This is a genomic window from Microbacterium sp. CIAB417, from assembly GCF_022788845.1.
This window is the reverse complement of record NZ_JAHZUT010000002.1, coordinates 1,157,635-1,178,398: the sequence shown is the minus strand read 5'-3', so window position 1 is coordinate 1,178,398 and position 20,764 is coordinate 1,157,635. Positions and strand designations below refer to the sequence as shown.

The 20,764-nt window shown below is 70.5% G+C and carries 25 protein-coding genes; 9 read left to right on the top strand and 16 right to left on the bottom strand.

From position 1 onward, the window contains the following. Positions 1-9: 9 nt before the first annotated feature. A complete protein-coding gene (locus KYX17_RS12190; RefSeq protein WP_243227236.1) occupies positions 10-642 on the bottom strand; it encodes a TetR family transcriptional regulator in 633 nt (210 codons plus the stop codon). Positions 643-693: 51 nt separating this feature from the next. Here KYX17_RS12190 and KYX17_RS12185 point away from each other — a divergent pair, with 51 nt between their 5' ends. The 5 genes from KYX17_RS12185 to KYX17_RS12165 are packed head-to-tail and all read left to right on the top strand — an operon-like array spanning position 694 to position 4,783. Then, entirely contained in the window at positions 694-1,299 is a 606-nt protein-coding gene (locus tag KYX17_RS12185) for a biotin transporter BioY (protein ID WP_243227235.1), read from the top strand. Then, positions 1,296-2,393 carry a class I adenylate-forming enzyme family protein gene (locus tag KYX17_RS12180; RefSeq protein ID WP_243227234.1) on the top strand — a complete coding sequence of 366 codons (1,098 nt, stop codon included), beginning with the start codon at positions 1,296-1,298 and terminating at the stop codon, positions 2,391-2,393. Before KYX17_RS12185 ends, KYX17_RS12180 begins: the two co-directional genes overlap by 4 nt. Then, positions 2,386-3,510 (top strand): thiolase family protein, encoded by a 1,125-nt coding sequence (locus KYX17_RS12175; protein WP_243227233.1) that lies wholly within the window; start codon positions 2,386-2,388, stop codon positions 3,508-3,510. The genes KYX17_RS12180 and KYX17_RS12175 overlap by 8 nt, the downstream gene beginning before the upstream one ends. Next, positions 3,507-4,193, top strand: a complete 687-nt coding sequence (locus KYX17_RS12170) for an energy-coupling factor ABC transporter ATP-binding protein (protein WP_243227232.1) — start codon at positions 3,507-3,509, stop codon at positions 4,191-4,193. Before KYX17_RS12175 ends, KYX17_RS12170 begins: the two co-directional genes overlap by 4 nt. Beyond that, positions 4,187-4,783, top strand: a complete 597-nt coding sequence (locus tag KYX17_RS12165; RefSeq protein ID WP_243227231.1) for an energy-coupling factor transporter transmembrane protein EcfT — start codon at positions 4,187-4,189, stop codon at positions 4,781-4,783. Before KYX17_RS12170 ends, KYX17_RS12165 begins: the two co-directional genes overlap by 7 nt. Positions 4,784-4,785: 2 nt before the next feature. Here the strand turns inward: KYX17_RS12165 and KYX17_RS12160 are convergent, their stop codons facing one another. From KYX17_RS12160 to infC, 8 genes are all read right to left on the bottom strand, one after another. Further along, entirely contained in the window at positions 4,786-5,697 is a 912-nt protein-coding gene (locus tag KYX17_RS12160; protein ID WP_243227230.1) for an amino acid ABC transporter permease, read from the bottom strand. Next, complete coding sequence (locus tag KYX17_RS12155) at positions 5,694-6,341, bottom strand: amino acid ABC transporter permease (protein ID WP_243227229.1); 648 nt, start codon at positions 6,339-6,341, stop codon at positions 5,694-5,696. The genes KYX17_RS12160 and KYX17_RS12155 overlap by 4 nt, the downstream gene beginning before the upstream one ends. A 69-nt stretch (positions 6,342-6,410) precedes the next feature. Next, positions 6,411-7,325, bottom strand: a complete 915-nt coding sequence (locus tag KYX17_RS12150; protein WP_243227228.1) for a glutamate ABC transporter substrate-binding protein — start codon at positions 7,323-7,325, stop codon at positions 6,411-6,413. 49 nt (positions 7,326-7,374) lie between these two features. Then, on the bottom strand, positions 7,375-8,163 hold the full coding sequence (locus KYX17_RS12145) for an amino acid ABC transporter ATP-binding protein (protein ID WP_374208942.1): 789 nt from the start codon (positions 8,161-8,163) through the stop codon (positions 7,375-7,377). A gap of 91 nt (positions 8,164-8,254) precedes the next feature. Next, on the bottom strand, positions 8,255-9,055 hold the full coding sequence (locus KYX17_RS12140) for an RNA methyltransferase (RefSeq protein WP_243227227.1): 801 nt from the start codon (positions 9,053-9,055) through the stop codon (positions 8,255-8,257). A 76-nt stretch (positions 9,056-9,131) separates the two neighbouring features. Further along, the gene (gene rplT, locus KYX17_RS12135; RefSeq protein WP_243227226.1) at positions 9,132-9,518 is read right to left on the bottom strand and encodes a 50S ribosomal protein L20; all 387 of its coding nucleotides are present in this window, start codon (positions 9,516-9,518) and stop codon (positions 9,132-9,134) included. Positions 9,519-9,547: 29 nt separating this feature from the next. Continuing rightward, positions 9,548-9,742 carry a 50S ribosomal protein L35 gene (gene rpmI / locus KYX17_RS12130; protein WP_243227225.1) on the bottom strand — a complete coding sequence of 65 codons (195 nt, stop codon included), beginning with the start codon at positions 9,740-9,742 and terminating at the stop codon, positions 9,548-9,550. Positions 9,743-9,794: 52 nt separating this feature from the next. Next, a complete protein-coding gene (gene infC / locus KYX17_RS12125; protein ID WP_243227224.1) occupies positions 9,795-10,448 on the bottom strand; it encodes a translation initiation factor IF-3 in 654 nt (217 codons plus the stop codon). Positions 10,449-10,690: 242 nt separating this feature from the next. Between infC and KYX17_RS12120 the strand changes: the two genes are divergently transcribed. After that, on the top strand, positions 10,691-11,068 hold the full coding sequence (locus tag KYX17_RS12120) for a DUF1844 domain-containing protein (RefSeq protein ID WP_243227302.1): 378 nt from the start codon (positions 10,691-10,693) through the stop codon (positions 11,066-11,068). Positions 11,069-11,083: 15 nt separating this feature from the next. Here the strand turns inward: KYX17_RS12120 and KYX17_RS12115 are convergent, their stop codons facing one another. Genes KYX17_RS12115 through KYX17_RS12090 form a run of 6 tightly spaced genes read right to left on the bottom strand, consistent with a single transcriptional unit; the run spans position 11,084 to position 15,371 of the window. Next, positions 11,084-11,860, bottom strand: a complete 777-nt coding sequence (locus tag KYX17_RS12115) for an SseB family protein (protein ID WP_243227223.1) — start codon at positions 11,858-11,860, stop codon at positions 11,084-11,086. After that, the gene (gene priA / locus KYX17_RS12110) at positions 11,844-12,590 is read right to left on the bottom strand and encodes a bifunctional 1-(5-phosphoribosyl)-5-((5-phosphoribosylamino)methylideneamino)imidazole-4-carboxamide isomerase/phosphoribosylanthranilate isomerase PriA (protein WP_243227222.1); all 747 of its coding nucleotides are present in this window, start codon (positions 12,588-12,590) and stop codon (positions 11,844-11,846) included. The genes KYX17_RS12115 and priA overlap by 17 nt, the downstream gene beginning before the upstream one ends. 58 nt (positions 12,591-12,648) lie before the next feature. Further along, positions 12,649-13,293 carry an imidazole glycerol phosphate synthase subunit HisH gene (gene hisH, locus KYX17_RS12105; protein ID WP_243227221.1) on the bottom strand — a complete coding sequence of 215 codons (645 nt, stop codon included), beginning with the start codon at positions 13,291-13,293 and terminating at the stop codon, positions 12,649-12,651. Next, the gene (hisB, locus tag KYX17_RS12100) at positions 13,290-13,907 is read right to left on the bottom strand and encodes an imidazoleglycerol-phosphate dehydratase HisB (protein ID WP_243227220.1); all 618 of its coding nucleotides are present in this window, start codon (positions 13,905-13,907) and stop codon (positions 13,290-13,292) included. The genes hisH and hisB overlap by 4 nt, the downstream gene beginning before the upstream one ends. Further along, a complete protein-coding gene (locus tag KYX17_RS12095; protein WP_243227219.1) occupies positions 13,904-14,998 on the bottom strand; it encodes a histidinol-phosphate transaminase in 1,095 nt (364 codons plus the stop codon). The genes hisB and KYX17_RS12095 overlap by 4 nt, the downstream gene beginning before the upstream one ends. Before the next feature lie 19 nt (positions 14,999-15,017). Next, entirely contained in the window at positions 15,018-15,371 is a 354-nt protein-coding gene (locus KYX17_RS12090) for a LysM peptidoglycan-binding domain-containing protein (protein ID WP_243227218.1), read from the bottom strand. A 248-nt stretch (positions 15,372-15,619) separates the two neighbouring features. Between KYX17_RS12090 and lexA the strand changes: the two genes are divergently transcribed. Both lexA and KYX17_RS12080 read left to right on the top strand, forming a co-directional pair. Next, a complete protein-coding gene (lexA, locus tag KYX17_RS12085) occupies positions 15,620-16,291 on the top strand; it encodes a transcriptional repressor LexA (RefSeq protein WP_243227217.1) in 672 nt (223 codons plus the stop codon). Between the two features lie 60 nt (positions 16,292-16,351). Continuing rightward, a complete protein-coding gene (locus KYX17_RS12080) occupies positions 16,352-18,490 on the top strand; it encodes a prolyl oligopeptidase family serine peptidase (RefSeq protein WP_243227216.1) in 2,139 nt (712 codons plus the stop codon). 7 nt (positions 18,491-18,497) lie between these two features. Here KYX17_RS12080 and hflX read toward each other — a convergent pair whose 3' ends face one another. After that, the gene (gene hflX, locus KYX17_RS12075; protein WP_243227215.1) at positions 18,498-20,012 is read right to left on the bottom strand and encodes a GTPase HflX; all 1,515 of its coding nucleotides are present in this window, start codon (positions 20,010-20,012) and stop codon (positions 18,498-18,500) included. Between the two features lie 75 nt (positions 20,013-20,087). Here hflX and KYX17_RS12070 point away from each other — a divergent pair, with 75 nt between their 5' ends. Then, complete coding sequence (locus KYX17_RS12070; protein WP_243227214.1) at positions 20,088-20,729, top strand: class I SAM-dependent methyltransferase; 642 nt, start codon at positions 20,088-20,090, stop codon at positions 20,727-20,729. The last annotated feature ends 35 nt before the right edge of the window (positions 20,730-20,764 follow it).

The following is a 20,764-nucleotide window of genomic DNA, read 5'->3' as shown; positions in this document are numbered from 1 at the left end:
TGATCGAGTCTACCGGCGCGCTGGCGGCTCCGAAGCGGCGGCGAGATCCGCCCCGGCGGTGATGAGCGCGAGCGCCGCGGCGAAGGGGTCCGGTCGCCGGCTCGTCACGTCGTCTGGCGTGAGCGCGGCGGCGCGCGCGGCGACTCCGAAGGCGTCTGCGGCGGTGCGCTGCTGCTCATGGAAGGTGTACCCGACGACGAAGTGCGTGACGGCATCGGCCACGATCTGCGGCGCGTGCCCGGCATCCGGGTAGCGCTCGGCGAGCACGAGGTGCAGGGGCGAGTCCACGAGGCCGAGCGCAAGAGAGCTGGACACGACCTCGGCGCCGTCGCGGTGCGCGAGCAGCCGGTCGTGGAGGCGCTCCCCCAGCATCCGGGCCGCCTCACCCAGACCCCCTGCCGCGGTGAGCGCGGCATCAGCGGCTACGGGGGCGAGGATGCGGGCGCTGAGGGCGGCGAGCAGTTCCTGCTTGCTCTCGACGTGCCAGTACAGCGCGCTGGGCTGCACGCCGAGCTCGTCCGCGAGCCGACGCATCGACAGATCCGGCAGCCCCACGCGATCGAGCAACGCGAGGGCCGCATCCACGACATCCGTCTTCGAGCGACGAGGCGCGCGGGAGGAGTTTGAGCCGTCGGCCACCATGCGGGTACTGTACCTGAACAGTGTTCACATGAACGCCGTTCAGGAGGATCCATGACCGCGCTCGTCCCCTCGGTGCGCCGCCGGCTCGACGCCACCGACATCGCCAGAGCCGGCGTCTTCGCCGCCGTCATCGCCGCGCTCGGCGTACCCGGCGCGTTCACCGTCTTCGGCGCGGTGCCCATCACCGCCCAGACGCTCGGGGTCATGCTCGCCGGCGCGATCCTCGGCCCCACCGTCGGGGCGCTCTCGGTCACCGCGGTGCTGGCACTGGTCGCCGCCGGCCTCCCGCTCCTCGCGGGCGGGCGTGGGGGGATCGGGGTCTTCTTCGGGCCCACGGGCGGCTATCTGCTCGGGTGGCTGGTCGGGGTCGTGGTGATCGGTCTGATCGTGCACGCCGCCGGACGCCGGCCGGTCTGGTGGCGCACTTTCCTCGGCACCTTGGTGGGCGGCGTGCTCGTCGTCTACGCCGTCGGCATCCCGGTGCAAGCCCTCGTGCTGCGCATCGGGCTCGGCGAAGCGGCACTGTCGAGCCTCGCGTTCCTGCCGGGCGATCTCCTCAAGGTCGTCGCGACGACCCTGATCGTCGGCACTCTCGTGCGCGGGTATCCACGGGCCTTCCGGCGCCAGTGGCGCGCTCGCCCGACCGCCGCCGCGTGAGCACCCTCGTCGTTCCGGTCGAGGCGCGCGATGCGCTCGCGCGCATCGACCAGCTGAGACGGTCGGGGCGCGTTCCGCTGGTGCTCGATGACCGCTGGCCGCCGGAGGTGCGCGCCGGCGTCCTTTCGCTCCTCGCCCGCACGCGGCCGCCCGCCGGCACCCAGTGGGCGGCTCTCACCTCCGGCAGCTCGGCCGCTCCCCGTGTCGTGGTGCGCACGCACACATCCTGGGCGGACTCCTTCCCGGTCGTGGCTCGACTCCTGGGCACACTTCCCGGAGACGTCGTGCTGCTGCCCGCGCCGCCGAGCTCGTCCCTGACGCTCTTCTCCCTGGCCCACGCGCTGGCCGGCGGCCCCGCACCCGAACTCTCCACCCGCAGCTCCCGGGCGAGCCTGTTCCACGGCACCCCGACCCACTTCACCGCGGTGCTCGCCTCGGGCGGCGCACCGATGCTGCGCGCTGCGCTCGTCGGAGGGATGACGCTGCCCGCCGACGTCCGCACCGAAGCAGAGTCCCGCGGCATCCGCGTCGTGGAGTACTACGGGGCGGCCGAGCTGTCGTTCGTGGCCTTTGACGACGACGGGCACGGCCTGCGTCCGTTTCCCGGCGTCGAGATCGCGGTGCACGACGGCGTCATCTGGGCCCGCTCCGCGTACACCGCGATCGGGTACCTGGACGGGCCCGGTCCCCTGCGGCGCGATGGCGCGTGGGCCAGCGTCGGCGACCGCGGGAGGATGGAGGGCGACCGCCTGTACGTGGCGGGGCGGGGGGACGACGCCATCCAGACGGCAGGAGCGACCGTCATCCCGTCGGAGATCGAGCGAGTCCTGCGCACCTTGGACGGCGTCGCGGACGCCGTCGTCGTCGGCATGCCGGCGCCCGGTGTCGGCCGACTCGTGGCCGCCCTGATCGAACCCGTGCGTCCCGGCGCCGTTGACGCGACGACGCTCCGCGCGGCGGCACGCCGCCTGTTCGCGCCGGCCCACCGTCCGCGTCTGTGGTTCGCCGGTACGATTGCCCGCACCTCGTCCGGCAAGATCGCTCGCGCCGAGGTGGAGCGACGACTGGCGTCAGGAGAGGTGCCCCGTGTCTGACGTGCTGATCGTGTCGGCGCGCCGCTCCGCGCTGACGACACGGGGACGTGCGTTGGCGGGGGTGAGCGCCGACCGCCTGGCCGCACCCGTGCTGCGCGCCGCCGCCGACGACGCCGCGCGCGCGATCGGCGCACCGTTCGAGGTCGCAGATGTCATCCTCGGCAACTGTCGCGGTCCGGGCGGCAACACGGCCCGCCTCGCCGCATTGGCCGCCGGCTTGGGAGCGCAGACGCCCGGCGCGACGGTGGACCGGCAGTGCGGCAGTGGACTGGCCGCGGTCATCGAGGCCGCGCAGGCGATCGCTGCCGGCGACGAGCGCCCTCGGCTGGCGGGCGGGGTCGAGAGCGCGTCAACGGCCCCCGAACGACGCATCGACGGGATCCCCTTCGAGCGCGCGCCGTTCGCGCCCGCCGGCTGGCCCGACCCCGACATGATCGACGCCGCCGATGCCGTCGCCCGTCTCGACGGCATCGACCGTGAGCGTCAGGATGCGGCCGCCGCCCGCAGTCACCGACGCGCGACCGCCGCGCGGGAGTCGGGACGATTCGCGGCGGAGATCGTCCCGATCGACGGAGTGAGCACCGATGACGCCGTCGGGGGTGCGCTGGCGCTGCTCCCCCGCCTGAAGCCCCTGCGTGAGAACGGGACCGTGACGGCGGGCACGGCCACGCGCATCGGCGACGGGGCCGCCGCGGTCGCCCTCGTCAGCGCTCCCCGGCATGCACGCCTGCCGGGGCTGCTCGTCCGCGCGCACGCCGTCGTCGGCCTCGACCCGGCCTACCCCGGCCTCGGCGCGGCGCCGGCCATCGAGGCGGCGCTGGCCGCATCCGGTACAGCGCTCGCGGAGGTCGTGGCGTTCGAGATCGTCGAGGCGTTCGCGGCGCAGTCGCTCGCGGTGCTGGGCCGGCTGGGACTCGCCGATGACGACGCCAGGGTGTGCGCCGACGGCGGGGCGCTGGCGCTCGGGCATCCCTGGGGTGCGAGCGGCGCCGTCGCGCTCGTGCGGCTGTTCTCTCGGCTGGTGCGCGCCGGGCACCCGGCCGGGAGCATCGGTATCGCCGCCACATCCGTGGGCGGGGGCATGGGCATCGCGATGGTCGTCGAGGTGGTGAGGTGAACGCCATCCGCCTGGAGCGGCTCGGAGTACGACTCGGCGACGTCGATGTCCTCCGCGACCTCGATCTCGACCTCGATGCCCGCACGGTCGCCGTCGTCGGCGACAACGGATCCGGCAAGTCGACGCTCGCACGTGTGGTCGGCGGACTGGTCCCGCCGACCACCGGAGCCGCTGCCGTGCTGGGGCTCGACCCTGTTCGCCACGCCGCCGAGCTCCGTCGCCGCGTGGCGATCGTCTTCAGCAATCCCGACGCGCAGATCGTCATGCCGACCGTCGCCGAAGACGTCGCCTTCTCGCTGCGCGGCGAGAAGGCCGGCCGTGCCGAGCGGGCGGACCGGGTGGAGGGCGCGCTAGCCCGATTCGGGCTCTCCGACCTCGGCGACCGATCGGCACACGATCTCTCGGGAGGACAGAAGCAGCTCCTGGCACTGTGCGGCGCATTCGTCCGGGAACCGGAACTCGTCGTCGCCGACGAGCCCACCGCCTATCTCGACGGCCGCAACGCCCGGATCGTCGCCGACCATCTCCTCGCGGACACCGGGCATCGTCTGCTGCTCGTGACCCACGACCTCGCCCTCGCCGAGCGCTGCGAGGTGGCCGTGCACGTGTCCCAGGGCCGGGTGGTCGCCGTCGGACCGGCGCGGGACGTGGTGCGCTCGTACGCGACCGGCCTCGGATGCTGAGCCTGTACCGACCGGGCACCGGACCCTGGCATCGGATGCCGGCCGGTCGCAAGACGCTCCTGCTGCTCGTCCTCGTGCTCGTGGTCTCGCTCCTTCCCGCCACGTGGCTCTCGTGCGCGGTTTCCGCCGGACTCGGCCTGCTCTGCTACGCGGTCCCCGGGACGGGATGGGCGCAACTGGCGCGCCAGGTCTGGGCGCTTCGACTGCTCGTGGTGATGAGCTTCGTCGGGCAGGTGATCTTCCTCGGCGTGGAAGCGGCGACGATCGGCACGGTGCGCATCGTCGCCGCCGTCGTCCTGGCAGCTCTGCTCGCCCTCACGACCCCCGTGACAGCGCTGCTGGCGGTCTTCGAACGCGCACTGGCACCCCTGCGCCTCATCGGCCGGGACCCGAGTCGGGCCGCCCTCCTTCTGGTCGTGGCGTTCGGCTCCGTTCCCACCCTCATCCGCCTCGCGCGTCAGGTTCGTGAGGCGCAGCGCGCCCGAGGCGCGGGTCGCGGCATCCGCTTCTTCGTCGTGCCGTTCCTCGTCGTCGCCCTCAAACACGCCGACGAACTCGGCGAAGCGTTGACCGCGCGCGGCGTGCGCTGAGCTCAGAGGGCGCTCGAGTCGTACTTGCCCGCACCTCGCTGCGCCGCGATCACCTCCGTGTCGGTCGTCGCCCGCCCCAGTGCCCCTGCCTGCGGCCCCCGCCCCGCACGCTGCGAGGAACGCATCCGAACCTCGACCCACTTGGCGATGCCCGCGAGCACGAGACACAGGGCGATGTAGATCGCCGCCGCCACCATTCCCGCTTGCAGGATCGGTCGGTCGTACTGCGCCTGCGTGCCGATCAGCCGGGCGTAGTAGAGCAGCTCGTTGTACGTGATGATGTAGCCGAGCGCCGTGTCCTTCAGTGTGACGACGAGCTGCGCGACGATCACCGGGAGCATCGCCCGGACGGCCTGCGGGAGCAGGATGAGGCGCATCACGCCGGCCTTGCGCAGCCCCAGCGCGTATCCCGCCTCGCTCTGTCCGCGCGGCAGCGACTCGACGCCGGCGCGGATGACCTCGGCGAGCACGGAGCCGTTGTAGACGGCGAGCGCGATCACCACGGCCCAGTAGGCCTCGAGGCGCACGCCAACGACGGGAAGCCCGTAGTAGAGCAGCATCATGAGGATCAGCACGGGCACCGCGCGGAACAGCTCGATGATCGCCGTGGCCGGCCAGCGCACCCAGGCGTGATCGGACATGCGTCCCAGCGACAGGACGAATCCGAGGACGACGGAAGCCACGGCGGCGGCGGCGAATGCGGCGAGCGTGCGCCCGGTGGCCGCGAGGATCTGCTCCCACACGGTCGTGAAGGTGAAGATGTACCACTTCTCGGCGGAGAACTGGCCGGTCTCGATGAATCGATAGACGACGAAACCGCCGAGGCCGAGGATGACGAGCACGGTGATGACGCCGATGATCCGGTTGCGGATGATCGCACGACGACCGGGCAGATCGTACAGAACGGAGCTCATCGCGCCACCCTCCATCGGTTCTCGAGTCGTCGCTGGACGAATGAGAGCGCCAGCACCATCACCACGAAGATCGCCGCGACCCACAACAGCACCACGAGCGCGTTCTCGCCCCGCTCGCTGAGGTTCGCGCGGATGACGCCGAGTTCCGCGACCGAGAAGCCGGCGGCGATGGTCGTGTTCTTGAGCAGCGCGATGAGCACGCTCATCATGGGCGGCACCACCGAGCGGAACGCCTGCGGCATGACCACGAGCGTCATCACCTGCCCGAACGTGAGCCCGAGCGCCCGGGCGGCCTCCGCCTGACCGACCGGCACCGTGTTGATGCCGGAGCGCAGGACCTCGGCCACGTACGTGGCGGTGTAGATGCCGAGCGCCCAGATCGCGAGCACCGTGTAGCCGGGATTCGGCAGATCCAGCGCCGGGTATCCGAAGGCTAAGAAGAAGAAGATGACCGTGAGCGGGGTGTTGCGCACGATGTTCACGTACACCGTCCCGACGGCGCGCGCGATCGGCACCGGAGAGACGCGCATCGCGCCCACGAGCGTGCCCAGCACGAGCGCGATGGCCGCGCCCGCGAAGAAGAGCAGCAGCGTGTTGCGCAGTGCGACACCCCAGATGTCGAGGTTGTCGACGATCACGTTCATCTCGGAGGTCCTTACCGTGATCCGGTGAGGGCGGCCCCGCCGGGGAGACCGCCCTCACCTCAGGGTCTGTCAGCTGGCTGCGTCGACCGCGGGCTGCTCGACGGTGATCCCCGACGCGCCGAGGTTCTTGTCGAAGATCGCTTGCCAGATGTCGCCGCCGTCGGTGAACATCTCGTTGATGTGCTCGAGCAGGACGGTGTCGCCCTTCTCGAGGCCGACGCCGTAGCGCTCCTCGCTGAACGGCTCACCGACGACCTTGAGCTCGTCCGGGTACAGGGCCGCGTAGCCGATGAGGATGGCCTGGTCGGTGGTGACCGCATCCACTTGGCCGTTCAGCAGCGCCTCGACGCAGGCCGAGTAGACGTCGAACTCGGTCGTGGGCACGCCCGGGAAGTTCGCCTTGATGTTCTGGATGGGCGTGGAGCCGGTGGCCGAGCACACGTTGGTGTCGGGGCCGAGGTCCGCCTCACTGGCGATGTCGCTGTCGCTGGCGACGAGCAGACCCTGGCCCGTGATGAAGTAGGGGCCGGCGAAGTCGATCTGCTCCTTGCGCTTGTCGGTGATCGAGTAGGTGCCGACGTAGTAGTCGATGTCGCCGTTCACGATCGCCTGCTCGCGGTTCGCGGAGGCGATGGGCTGGAAGGTGATGTCCTCCTCGCCGTAGCCGAGGGATGCGGCGATCCAGCGGGCGATGTCGATGTCGAATCCGGTGCGCTCGTTGGTCGTGACGTCGAGGAAGCCGAGTCCCGGCTGGTCCTCCTTGACGCCGACGATCACTCCGCCGCGCTCGGTGATGCGGTCGAAGGTGGGGCTGCCCTCGAGCGAGACGTCGCTGGCGGTCTCGAACCAGACCGAGCTCTCGTCGGTTCCCTCCGAGCCGCCGGCGGTGCCGCCCGGGGCCGGTGACCCGCTGTTGCAGGCCGTGAGGCCGAGGGTCGCGACGGCCGCGAGTCCCAGAAGGGCGGTCAGTCGTGTGGTGCGCATTTCTCTCTCCTTGCTGTGGGGGGATTGGTGCGGGAAGAACGTGCGGGGGTCAGTGGGTGATGAGCTTCGAGAGGAAGTCCTTCGCTCTCTCGCTCTGGGGCGACGTGAAGAACGTGTCGGGCGCTGCCTCTTCGACGATGCGCCCATCGGCCATGAAGACGACGCGATCGGCGGCCTTGCGCGCGAAGCCCATCTCGTGGGTCACGACGATCATGGTCATGCCCGACTCGGCGAGCGAGGTCATGACGTCGAGGACCTCGTTGATCATCTCGGGGTCCAGGGCGCTGGTGGGCTCGTCGAAGAGCATGACCTTCGGCGTCATGGCCAGGGCACGGGCGATCGCGACGCGCTGCTGCTGTCCGCCGGAGAGCTGGGCGGGGAGCTTGTTGGCCTGGTGCGCGACGCCGACGCGCTCGAGAAGCGTCTTCGCCTCGCGCTCGGCATCCGCCTTCTTCATGCCCTTGACCTTGATCGGGCCGAGTGTGACGTTCTCGAGGATCGTGAGGTGCGAGAAGAGGTTGAACGACTGGAAGACCATGCCGACGTCGGCGCGGAGGGCGGCGAGCTGCTTGCCCTCGCTCGGCAGCTTCTCGCCGTCGATCGTGATGGTGCCGCTCGTGATCGTCTCGAGCCGGTTGATGGTGCGGCACAGCGTCGACTTGCCGGAACCGGACGGCCCGATCACCACGACGACCTCACCGCGGTTGACCGTCAGGTCGATATCGGTGAGGGCCTGGAAGTCGCCGTAGTGCTTCTGAACGTCGCTGAGGACGACCAACGGGTCGCCGCGACGCACGGTGATGTTCGAAGTCGGGGGCGCGGCATCCGAAGGCGTCATCTGGACAGACTATGAATCGCCCCAGCGCACGACGTGACCTCTTGACGGATCTCTCACCGACTTCTAACGTTCGCCCGGTCCGGGCGAAGCGTCAGCTGCGCTGTGCGAAGGCGGACTCGTAGAGGCACACGCTCGCGGCGGTTGCGAGGTTGAGGGACTCCGCGCTGCCGTAGATCGGCAGCCGCAGCGCCGCATCCGCGAGCTCGAGCGCCGAATCCTCCAGGCCCCGCGCCTCGTTGCCGAACAGCCACGCCGTCGGCTGGGCGAGCAGGCCCGCCGCGCGCGCGTCGAGGAGGTCCTCCCCCTTGACGTCCGCCGCGACGACGCGGAGCCCCGCGGTGCGGATGGCGCTGACGGCGGTCTCCAGCTCGCCGGCGCGGGCGAGCGCGATGTGGAAGAGGGAGCCTGTGGTCGCGCGGACCACCTTCGGGTTGTAGGGATCCACCGTGCGCCCGGTCAGCACGACCGCGTCGGCGCCCGCCGCGTCGGCCGCGCGGATGATGGTTCCGAGATTGCCGGGATCGCGCACCTCCTCGCAGATGGCGACGAGGCGAGGCCCGGCTGCCAGCACATCGCGCAGCGACGTGGGGAACTGACGGGCGACGGCGACGATCCCCTGCGGCGTGACGGTGTCCGCCATCGCCTCGAGCACCGGCTCGGCCGTGTACTCGATCTCGAGACCTGCCTCCGCCGCGGCATCTCGCAGGTCCTGGTGTCGCTCGAGGGCGGTCGGGGTCGCGAACAGCTCCACGATGCTCTCGGGTCGGAAGGCGAGGGCTTCGCGCACCGCCTGCGGGCCCTCGAGAAGGAACAGGCCCGTCTCGTCGCGGGCAGCCCGCTTGGCGAGTTTGGCGACGGCGCGAACGCGTGGGGATCGGGGATTCTCCAGCACGTTCCCAGTCTAGGGTGACGCGGGTACGCCGAAGGGGCGCCCTCCGTGAGGAGGACGCCCCTTCGGGGTGTTCTGATTACGCCGAGGCCTTGGCGGCGTTGACGTCGGACGGCAGAGCCGCCTTCGCCGTCGCCACGAGCGACGCGAACGTGGCGGGCTCGTTCACGGCGAGCTCGGCCAGGATGCGGCGGTCGACCTGCACACCCGCGAGGCCGAGGCCCTGGATGAAGCGGTTGTAGGTGATGCCGTTCTGGCGGGCAGCGGCGTTGATGCGCTGGATCCAGAGGCGGCGGAAGTCGCCCTTGCGCTTGCGGCGGTCACGGTACGCGTAGACCAGCGAGTGGGTGACCTGCTCCTTGGCCTTGCGGTACAGGCGCGAACGCTGACCGCGGTAACCGGAGGCGCGCTCGAGGATGACGCGACGCTTCTTGTGGGCGTTTACTGCCCGCTTGACTCTAGCCATTTCTTTCCCTTACTTACGTGCGTCGGCGATCAGAGACCGAGGAGCTTCTTGGCCTGCTTGGCGTCGCCCGGAGCCAGAACCTGCTCCTGGTTCAGACGACGGGTGCGACGGCTCGACTTGCCCTCGAGGTTGTGGCGCATGTTCGCCTGCTGCTTCATGAGCTTTCCGCTTCCGGTCAGCTTGAAGCGCTTCTTGGCACCCGAGTGGGTCTTCTGCTTCGGCATCTTCTCTTCCTTCGTTGTGACTCCCGCGTGGCGCGGGATCAGGTGTGTGGCCTTATTCGGCCGCGTCTGCGGTGGCAGGCTCCGGGGCATCCCCGGTGCGTGCCTGACGGGCGGCTTCCTTGTTCGCCGCGCGCTGAGCGTTCTGCTCCGCCTTCGCCTCGGACTTGTTCTTGTGCGGGGCGACCACCATGACCATGTTGCGTCCGTCGATCGTGGGGTTGGACTCCACGGTGCCGAACTCGGCGACGTCCTCTGCGAACTTGCGCAGCAGACGCACACCCTGCTCGGGACGCGACTGCTCGCGCCCGCGGAACAGGATCATCGCCTTGACCTTGTCGCCGGCCTGCAGGAAGCCCTCGGCGCGCTTGAGCTTGGTGATGTAGTCGTGAGCTTCGATCTTCAGGCGGAAACGCACCTCTTTGAGGACGGTGTTGGCCTGATTGCGACGCGCTTCCTTGGCCTTCTGCGCAGCCTCGTACTTGAACTTGCCGTAGTCCATGATCTTGACCACGGGGGGCTTCGAGTTCGGGGCCACCTCGACGAGATCGAGGTCGGCCTCCTGGGCCAGGCGCAGCGCCACCTCGATGCGGACGACGCCGACCTGCTCACCCGCGGGTCCGACGAGGCGGACCTCGGGAACGCGGATGCGGTCGTTGGTGCGGGGATCGCTGATGCGGAACTCCTCTGACGTAGCGGATGGGGCCACCGGGATGTCGACGACATTCCCGGGCGGAAGAAGACCACGCCACCCGGCACGACGCGAAGCGCCGGCTTTCTCGCACCCTGACTGCCCCCTCAGGAGGAGGCGGAGTGCAATGACCCGGTAGCCTGGAGCGGCAAGCGCGGGTGGGATGTGATCCTCTTTCGATCGGAGCAGACGCTCCGGTGCTCGCCCACTTTAGCAGAAAGAGCAACGTGGACTCGACTCCGTACGACCAGGCCGCCGACATCGACGCGCAGGCACGCGCCAACCAGGAGCGCTGGGAGCGTCAGGAGGCCGCGGCCACTGCCGCATCCCGTGACATCGCGGACGTGCCCGCGGTGGAGATCATCACCACCACTGCCGTGCACCTGCTCAGCGCCGCGGCCGTCAAGGTGGGCCTTGCCGACGACCCCGAGACGCAGACCGACCTCGACGAGGCGCGCAAGCTGATCAACGCCCTCGCGGGTCTCATCACGGCCGGAGCGCCGGAGATCAGCGACATGCACGCGCGGTCCCTGCGCGACGGACTGCGCTCGGTGCAGCTCGCGTTCCGCGAGGCGTCGGTGATCCCGGACCCGATTGGCAAGGGTCCGGGCGAGAAGTGGACGGGCCCGGTCACCTGAGCGGATGCGGTCGGCTCAGCGCGACCGGCGGAGCTTGACCGTCAACGAGTCGACGAGCACCGCGATGCGGTCATCGACCGACCACCGGCGGGCGAGGCGGGCCAGGACCGCGTCGAGCTGCTCCTTGTCGAGACCATCGACCAAGAGCAGTTCGACGATCAGCTCCGGACCGCGCAGGCGCGCATCGGGGTCGCCCGCGGCGACCGAAAGGTCGAGCACGGCGAGCTCGCCGCCGATGCTCTCCTGCAGCCCCGCGAAGACCTCGGGCGACACCGGGCTCGGCTCCCATGCGTGCCCCTGGCCGATCGCCCAGACGGCGGGCCGGCGCAGCACGAACTCCGTGGGAGAGCCCGGATCGATGACGATCAGATCGGTGTCGTCGTCGGCGGCCGCGAGTGCGGTGCGGACGCCGTCGGCAGGGACGGGCCTCGCCGACCGGTCCCACCGGGCCATGGTCTCCACGGAGCTGAACACCGGAAGGACGCGGCGTCCGTCGGGTCCGGCGACCGTGACGATCGACAGCTCCTGCGTCTTGTCCACACGCAGCCCGTTGGGAGCTGTGCCTTCCTCCCCCTTCTCGGCGATGAGGGGGATCAGCAGGCGCGCGTGGCGATAGGCGTCGACGACGGCGACGGCGTCGCCCTCGCCCGCGCGGAACGCGGTCAGCGCAGCGAGCAGCGTCGCATCCGCGGAGCCGTCGTCACCCGCGTGGGTGTTCGGCTGAAAACGGCGCCCCTCCCAGGGAACGCCCGCGGAGTCGTGTCCGCAGCTGGCGTCAGCGCCCTGCGACATCCAGCGCCTCGGCCAGCGTAAACGCGCCGGCGTAGAGGGCCTTGCCCACGATGGCGCCCTCGACGCCCAGCGGCACCAGCTCGCGAAGCGCGGCGATGTCGTCGAGGCTCGAGATCCCGCCCGAGGCGACGACCGGCTTGGGAGTGCGCGTCGTGACCTCGCGCAGCAGTTCCACGTTCGGACCGCGCAGCGTTCCGTCCTTGGTGACGTCCGTCACGACGTAGCGGCTGCAGCCCGCATCCTCCAGGCGGTCGAGCACGGCCCAGAGGTCGCCGCCCTCGCGGGTCCACCCGCGAGCGGCGAGGGTCGTGCCCCGCACGTCCAGGCCGACGGCGACGGCCTCGCCGTAGCGGCCGATGACGTCGGCCGCCCACTCGGGGTTCTCCAATGCCGCCGTGCCGAGGTTGATGCGCGCGGCGCCCGACTCGAGGGCGGCGTCGAGGCTCTCGTCGTCGCGGATCCCGCCCGACAGCTCGACCTGCACGCCCTTGACCTGCTTGATGACGCGACGCATCACGGCCGCATTGTTGCCGCGGCCGAACGCCGCGTCGAGGTCGACGAGATGGATCCACTGCGCGCCCTGCCGCGCCCACTCGACGGCGGCATCGACCGGGTCGCCGTAGCTGGTCTCGCTGCCGGCCTCGCCCTGGGTGAGGCGGACGGCCTTCCCGTCGGCGACATCGACCGCAGGCAGAAGGATGAGTTCAGGGGTGGACGCGAAATCGTTCATGGCTCCTCGTGCGCTCGCGCACCCGGCGGATCCCCGGCGTGCGGCACGAGGTAAGAGACTACTGGGGTCGCAGCGTGCTGATCCAATTGGAGAGCAGACGGATGCCCGCAGCACCCGACTTCTCGGGGTGGAACTGCGTCGCGCTGAGCGGCCCGTTCTCCACGGCGGCGAGGAACGGGGAGCCGTGCGTGCTCCACGTGAGCACCGGTTCGGCGAACGGCGCCTGCGGCGGCATCGTCCACTGCTGCGCTGCGAAGGAGTGGACGAAGTAGAAGCGCTCGTCCTCCAGCCCCGCGAAAAGGCGCGAGCCCGCCTCCGGCGAGACCGTGTTCCAGCCCATGTGCGGCAGCACGGGGGCGTTCAGCTCGGTGACCGTTCCGGGCCACTCCCCCAACCCGTCGGTCGCGTCCCCGCGTTCGACGCCGTGCTCGAAGAGCACCTGCATGCCGACGCAGATGCCCAGGACGGCACGTCCTCCGGCCAAGCGCCGGCCGATCAGCTCGTCGCCCTTGCTGGCCCGCAGGGCCTCGGCCACCGCTCGGAAGGCCCCCACACCCGGCACGAGCAGGCCGTCTGCATCCTGGATGAGGCCGCGGTCGGCAGTCAGGCGCGCGTCGGCGCCGGCAGCGGCCAGCGCCTTGACGGCGGAGTGGACATTGCCCGACCCGTAGTCCAGGACCGCGACGAGCGGAGCGTCGGTCACAGGGCGCCCTTCGTGCTGGGAATGCCGTCCACGAGCGGGTCGAGCGCCTTGGCCTGGCGGAAGGCGCGCGCGAACGCCTTGAACTCCGCCTCGGCGATGTGGTGCGGGTCGCGACCCCCGAGCACGCGGACGTGCACCGTGAGCGCGGCGTTGTAGGCGATCGCCTCGAACGCGTGTCGCACGAGGGACCCCGTGAAGTGGCCGCCGATCAGGTGGAAGGCGTAACCCTCGGGCTCACCGTCGTGGACGAGGTAGGGACGACCGCTGATGTCGACGACCGCCTGTGCCAGCGCCTCGTCCAGGGGCACGAGCGCGTCGCCGTAGCGCGCGATACCGCTCTTGTCCCCCAGCGCGGCACGGATGGCCTGACCGAGCACGATCGAGACATCCTCCACGGTGTGGTGCGCGTCGATGTGGGTATCACCCGTGGCCCGCACCGTCAGATCGGTGAGGGAGTGCTTGGCGAACGCCGTCAACAGGTGGTCGAAGAACGGAACGCTCGTCGAGATCGAGCTCTTCCCGGTGCCGTCGAGGTCGAGCGAGAGCTCGATCTGCGACTCGCTCGTGGCCCGGCTGAGCTCGGCAGTGCGGTGAGGGACGGGCTGCGCGGTCATGTCTGCGATTCTATCGAGGCCATGGCAGCCAGGAACGCGGTCGTCTCGGCCTCGGTTCCCGCGGTGACACGCAGGTGGCCGGGGATGCCGACGTCGCGGATGAGGACGCCGCGCTCGTAGAGCGCCTGCCACACCGCCGCGGGGTCGGTGACGCCGCCGAACAGCACGAAGTTGGTCCACGATTCGTGCGGGCGGTACCCCATCGCGGTCAGCTCGCGACTGATGCGATCGCGCTGGGCGACGATCTCGTCGACCATGCCGAGCATCGTGTCGGCGTGACGCAGCGCCGCCTCCGCCGCCGCCTGGGTCAGCGCGCTGAGGTGGTACGGCAGCCGCACCAGACGAAGAGCGTCGACGACGGCGGGATCGGCGGCGAGGTAGCCCACGCGCGCACCCGCGAAGGCGAACGCCTTGCTCATCGTGCGGGAGACGACGAGCCGCTCGCGCCCGGGCAGGAGAGAGGTCGCCGACACGGTGCCCCGCGGAGCGAACTCCTGATACGCCTCGTCCACGATGACGATGCCGCGGCTGGCGGCGTACACCGCCTCGATGACGTCGAGCGTCATCGGCGTGCCGGTGGGATTGTTCGGCGCGCAGAGGAAGATCACGTCCGGGTCCGCCTGACGCACCTGCTCCGCGGCGGATGAGGCACTCAGGCTGTAGTCGTCGGCACGTGTCCCGGCGACCCAGCTCGCCCCCGTCGCCCGGGTCAGCAGGGGATACATCGAGTACGTGGGGGTGAAGCCGAAGGCCGTGCGCCCCGGACCCGCGAACGCCTGCAGGACGTGCTGCAGCACCTCGTTGGATCCGTTCGCCGCCCAGATCTGCTCCGCCGTCAGCCCACCGCCCAGGTATCGGGCGAACGCCTCGCGCAAGTGCGTGAACTCGCGGTCGGGATAGCGGTTGACCTGTTCGAGAGCGGCACCGATCGACGCGAGGATGTCGGCCGCTACGCCAGCCGGGACGGGATGCGTGTTCTCGTTGACGTTCAACGCCACCGGAAGCGGCGCTTGGGGGGCACCGTAGGGCTTGAGCCCGCGCAGGTCGTCGCGGATCGGCAAATCATCGAGGCTGATGGTCACGCGGTCCATCGTAGAACCGCGCAGCGCCTCACTCGCCCGAGGTGTACTCCGCCGGGATCGCCAGACGCTGACCAGCGCTCACCTGCGCACCCGGCAGGGTGTTGAGCCGCATGATCGCGTCGACGACGTCACGCGGGTCGTCCTGCGGCGCGACCTCCTCCGCGATCGACCACAGCGACTCCCCGGCCATCACCGTCACCATCTCGAACGAGCCGGCGGCTGCGCCGGGCTCGCGGGAGGCGAGCGCGGATCCACCGCTAATCACACCGACGGCCACCGCCGCGACGACGGGCAGAGCGACGAGCCAGGCGAGCACCCGACGACCGCGCGCGGTCAGGCGCAGGCGGGTGGCGACGGGGGCGGCGAACTCGATCGTGCTCATGACGACTCCTTCAGGACGGGAAGAGATTCGTACCCGACCTTCCGGCCGGGAGAGCCGGGTACGAACTTCTCTTCCGAAGCTATCTTCGATTTACGGTACTGTCAAGCGATCGCACAACCGGCTGAGTTTCGAAGACGACACGCCCTGCCAAGGACTGGATCGCCGCCGATTCCCGCTACGGTTTGGCTGAGGACACCGAATCACCGACCTCCGACATTCGAACGGAGCAGACCCGACGGGAGCGCCGCATGGCCGCCAACCAGAAGCCGCAGACCCGCCGACGCAAGAGCCTCAGCGACAAGCAGCTCGCGATCCTCGAGGTCATCCAGCACTCGATCGCACGCCACGGTTACCCGCCGAGCATGCGCGAGATCGGAGACGCGGTCGGACTGAAGTCGCTCTCGAGCGTCACTCACCAGCTCAACCAGCTGGAGCTCTCCGGCTACCTGCGGCGCGACCCCGGCAAGACGCGCGCCATGGAGGTCCTGATCGACCTGCCGGGCACCGCCACGGAGAACCCGGCCGATGCGGCCCCCGCCGTGGGCGACGCCGCTCTGGTCCCTCTCGTGGGTCGGATCGCGGCAGGCGTGCCGATCACGGCCGACCAGCACGTCGAAGAGATCTTCCCGCTGCCTCGCCAGCTCGTGGGCAAGGGCGACCTGTTCATGCTGAAGGTATCGGGAGACTCGATGATCGACGCCGCGATCTGCGACGGCGATTGGGTCGTGGTGCGTTCGCAGTCGACGGCGGACAACGGCGACATCGTCGCCGCGATGCTCGACGGGGAGGCGACCGTGAAGACGTTCCGGCGCCGTGACGGACACGTGTGGCTGCTGCCGCGCAACACGGCCTTCGAGCCGATCCTCGGCGACGACGCCGTCGTCCTCGGAAAGGTCGTCGCGCTGATGCGCGCCGTCTGACCCCTTCGACTCCCCCTGCTTCCGCTGGGCTGTCGGCGGGCCGCCGCGTAGCGTGGAGACATGACCGCCTCCAGTTCTTACGGTTCCTGGCCGTCCCCCATCTCCGCCGCCGACGTCGCTGGCGCCGCGACCCGTTTCGACGGAGCGCGTTTCGTCGGCGACGAGATCTGGTGGGCCCAGTCGGTGCCGGACGAGGGCGGGCGGATGGCGGTTCGCCGCCGTCAGAGGGACGGGCGAACCGTCGACGTCCTCTCCGCGCCCTGGAGTGCACGCTCGCGCGTGCACGAGTACGGCGGCGGCGCGTGGTGCGCCACCGATGACGGCCGGCTGCTCTTCGTGGAGGGCAGCGACCAGCGCGTGTACGCGCTCGATGACGACGGCGCCCCGATGCCGCTCACACCCGGGGAGGACGACACGGCGTTCGGCGGCCTCGTGTGGGCCGCGGGGCGTCTGCTCGCAGTGCGAGAGCGCACGGCAGCCTCCGGAGGGGAACGAGCCATCGTGGAGATCGCGCTGGACGGCTCCGGTGCGCGCGTCGTCGCCGACGGTGACGACTTCGTCGCCCAGCCCGCGCTGTCCCCTGACGGTCGCCATCTCGCCTGGATCGGCTGGAATCACCCCGACCTGCCCTGGGACCGCACCCGCCTGCGCGTCGGGCGGCTGCGCGACGGCGTGGTCGTCGATGCGATGAGCGTGACGGACGGCGCGGCGTCGGCCCTCCAACCGGTGTGGAGCGGTTCCGACGAACTGCTGTACCTCGACGACGCGTCGGGCCGGTGGCAGGTGCAGCGCGTGCGCCCGGACACTGGCGAGCACAGCACCCTCACCCACGACGACGCCGACACCGGCGGCGCGCTGTGGACGCTCGGGATGCGGTGGTTCGCCCCGCTCGAGGACGGACGGATCGTCGCGGTACGCACCAACGGCGAGGACACTGTCGTGGTGATCGACCCCGCCGACGGCACGACCCGCTCCGTCGGCATCGACGGCGCGTCCCAGAGCTTCCTCGAGGACGCGCATGGCACGCGTTTCCTGATCACGACGGCTTCCGCGTCCGCCCCGCTCGGGCTCTGGCTCGTGGATGCGGACGGCGTCGCGGAGCCGGAGCGGCTGGCGGGCGACGACCTCTCCGCCCTCGAGCCGTGGTTGCCCGAGCCCGTCCGATTGAGCGCGGAGGGATCCCGCGGTCCCGTGCACGCCTACTTCTACCCGCCGACCCACCCGGAGCTACGCGGACCCGACGACGAGCTGGCTCCCTGCCTCGTGTGGGTACACGGCGGACCGACCGCCCATGTGGGGCCCGCCGCGTCCCGCAAGATCGCCTTCTTCACGAGCCGCGGCATCGGAGTGCTCGATGTCAACTACTCCGGATCGACCGGCTACGGGCGCGCCTACCGTGAGCGGCTGCGCGGCCAGTGGGGCGTCGCCGACGTGGACGACGTGATCGCGGCGGCCCGACACCTCGCCGCGGCCGGCCTCGCAGACCCGGACCGCCTCGCGATCGAGGGAGGGTCGGCCGGCGGCTGGACGGTGCTGTCGGCGCTGACGCGCGGCGACGTCTTCGCCGCGGGAATCTCCCGCTACGGCGTCGGCGACGCACGCGCGCTCGTGGCGGATACGCACGAGTTCGAGTCGCGCTATCTCGACGGGCTCATCGGTCCTCTGCCGGAGACGGAGGAGGTCTACGTCGAACGCTCGCCGTTGACGCATCCCGAACGCTTCCGGGTGCCGTTGCTGATCCTGCAGGGCACCGAGGACCGGGTCGTCCCGCCCGCGCAGGCCGAGGCCATCCGCGACGCGCTGCGCCACCACGGCGTCCCGCACGCCTACGTCCTGTACGAGGGCGAGGGACACGGGTTCCGACGCCGGGAGACGACCATCGACGCACTCACCTCGGAGCTCTCGTTCCTCGGCGAGGTGTTCGGCTTCGCCGAGGCCGCGCCCGAGCTTGCGCTCTCGATCGGCGCGTTGCGCGTCGCCGACGGTCCGGACGGGCGAGAGGTGTTCATCGACCACGAGAGTCACACCGAGCACGCGGATCGCGACCTCGGCGTCGTCGTGTCTCGCGAGCCCGTGCGGCCGCTGTTCGCCCGCCCCCGCACCTCGCAGTGGACCGAGACCCTCCGACGGGCGGGCTTCACCGCCACGGCGGACGATCCGGAGCTGTTCGTGCTCCTGCCCGCCCTCGACGGCGAGTGAGCGGGGCTCAGGCGAGGAAGTCCTCGAGCCTGCCGGCGAGCGCGGCGCCGACGCGAGCGTGCAGGGCTGTTCCCTCCGCCTCGTGCGTCTCCTCGTAGATCATCCCGTGCTCGTGCACGGCCGAGACCAGGTCGCCGCGATCGTACGGCAGCAGGACCCGCAGCTCGACCTCCGGCAACGGAAGCGCATCCTCGATGACCCGACGGAGCTCGTCGATGCCCTCGCCCGTGCGCGACGACACGAACACCGCTGAGGGCACGAGACCCCGCAGCAGGAGCCGCGCGTCGTCGTCGATGAGGTCGGCCTTGTTGAACACGACGATCTCACGCGTGTCGCGCGCCCCCACGTCGCCGATCACGTCGTGGACGGTGGCGAGCTGCGCGGCGGGGTCGGGGTGCGAGCCGTCGACGACGTGCACGATGACGTCGGCGTCGCCGACCTCTTCGAGCGTCGAACGGAACGCCTCGACCAGCTGGTGCGGGAGATTGCGGACGAACCCGACGGTGTCGGTCAGCGTGTAGATGCGCCCGTCGTCGGTCACCGAGCGTCGAACGGTGGCATCCAGGGTGGCGAACAGCGCGTTCTCCACCAGGACGCCCGCGCGTGTGAGGCGGTTCAGAAGGCTGGACTTGCCGGCGTTCGTGTACCCGGCGATCGCCACGGCGGGGATCGTGTTACGCTTGCGCTCGGCACGCTTGGCGTCACGGGCCGGGGCGAAGTCCCGGATCTGACGACGCAGCTGCGCCATCCGGGTGCGGATGCGGCGGCGGTCGAGCTCGATCTTCGTCTCACCGGGTCCGCGCGAGCCCATACCGGCACCGCCGGCGCCGACCTGACCGCCGGCCTGCCGGCTCATCGACTCACCCCAACCGCGCAGGCGCGGCAGGAGGTACTCGAGCTGCGCGAGCTCGACCTGCGCCTTGCCCTCGCGGCTCTTCGCGTGCTGGCTGAAGATGTCGAGGATCACCGTGGTGCGATCGATCACCTTGACCTTGACGACGTCTTCGAGCGCACGCCGCTGGCTGGCGGCGAGCTCGGTGTCCGCGATGACGGTGTCCGCGCCGACGGCCGCCACGATGTCGCGCAGCTCCTCCGCCTTGCCCCGACCGATGTACGTCGCGGGGTCGGGATGCGGTCGACGCTGCAGCACGCCGTCGAGGACGACGGCGCCCGCCGTCTCGGCGAGGGCTGCGAGTTCGCGCAGCGAGTTCTCGGCGTCCTCGGTCGCCCCCTGCGGGTGGACGCCCACGAGGACGACGTTCTCGAGCCGCAGCTGGCGGTACTCGACCTCCGTGACGTCCTCGAGCTCGGTCGACAGGCCTCCGACGCGGCGCAGCGCCTGGCGCTCCTCGCGGTCGAACTGATCGCCGTCGCCGAAGCCGTCGGCGACGGTCGCCGCATCCTGCAGCGCCTGCGCTCCGGCCACGGGGCCGCGCATCCGTGCGCGAGAGTCCGCTCGCGAGAGCACCCGGTCGACGTCGTCGAGCCGCTGCTCGTCGGTGGACGGGGGTGTTTCTGTCATCGTTTCCTTTCGGGGCGTCTCGCGCCCGCTCACTCTAGCCTCCCGCCTTCGGAGACTTACCGCTACGCTTCGTGTATGGGGAGTGACCACTACTTCACCGCGTCACCCGCCAGTCCCGAGAACCTCCGCACCATCCGTGTGACCGTGGCCGGTCGCGACATCGATGTGACGACGGCCGGCGGAGTGTTCAGCCCGGATCGACTGGATGCGGGCACCGCCGTGCTGCTGAGCAACACGCCGCCGCCTCCGGCCGGCGGCCACTTCCTCGACCTCGGATGCGGCTGGGGCCCGATCTCGCTCTCGCTGGCGCTTTCCTCCCCGCACGCCACGGTGTGGGCGGTCGATGTCAACCAGCGGGCGCTCGATCTCGTCCGCCGCAACGCGGAGAACCTCGGCCTCACCAATGTGAACGCTGTGACCCCCGACGATGTTCCCGACGACATCGCCTTCCGCACGATCCGCTCGAATCCTCCGATCCGTGTCGGCAAGAACGAACTGCACGGCATGCTCGAGCGCTGGATCCCGCGACTGGACGAACGATCCGACGCGTGGCTCGTGGTCGCACGCAACCTCGGCGCCGATTCGCTTCAGCGCTGGCTCGCCGCATCCTTCCCCGCGGGCTTCAGCGTGCACCGCACCGCGACGGCGCGCGGCTTCCGGGTGCTCAAGATCCGTCGCCACGGGACAGAGGTCACCGCTCCCATCCCGCTGCCCTGACGGTGATACGCTCGGCTCACAACGACTGATGGGCT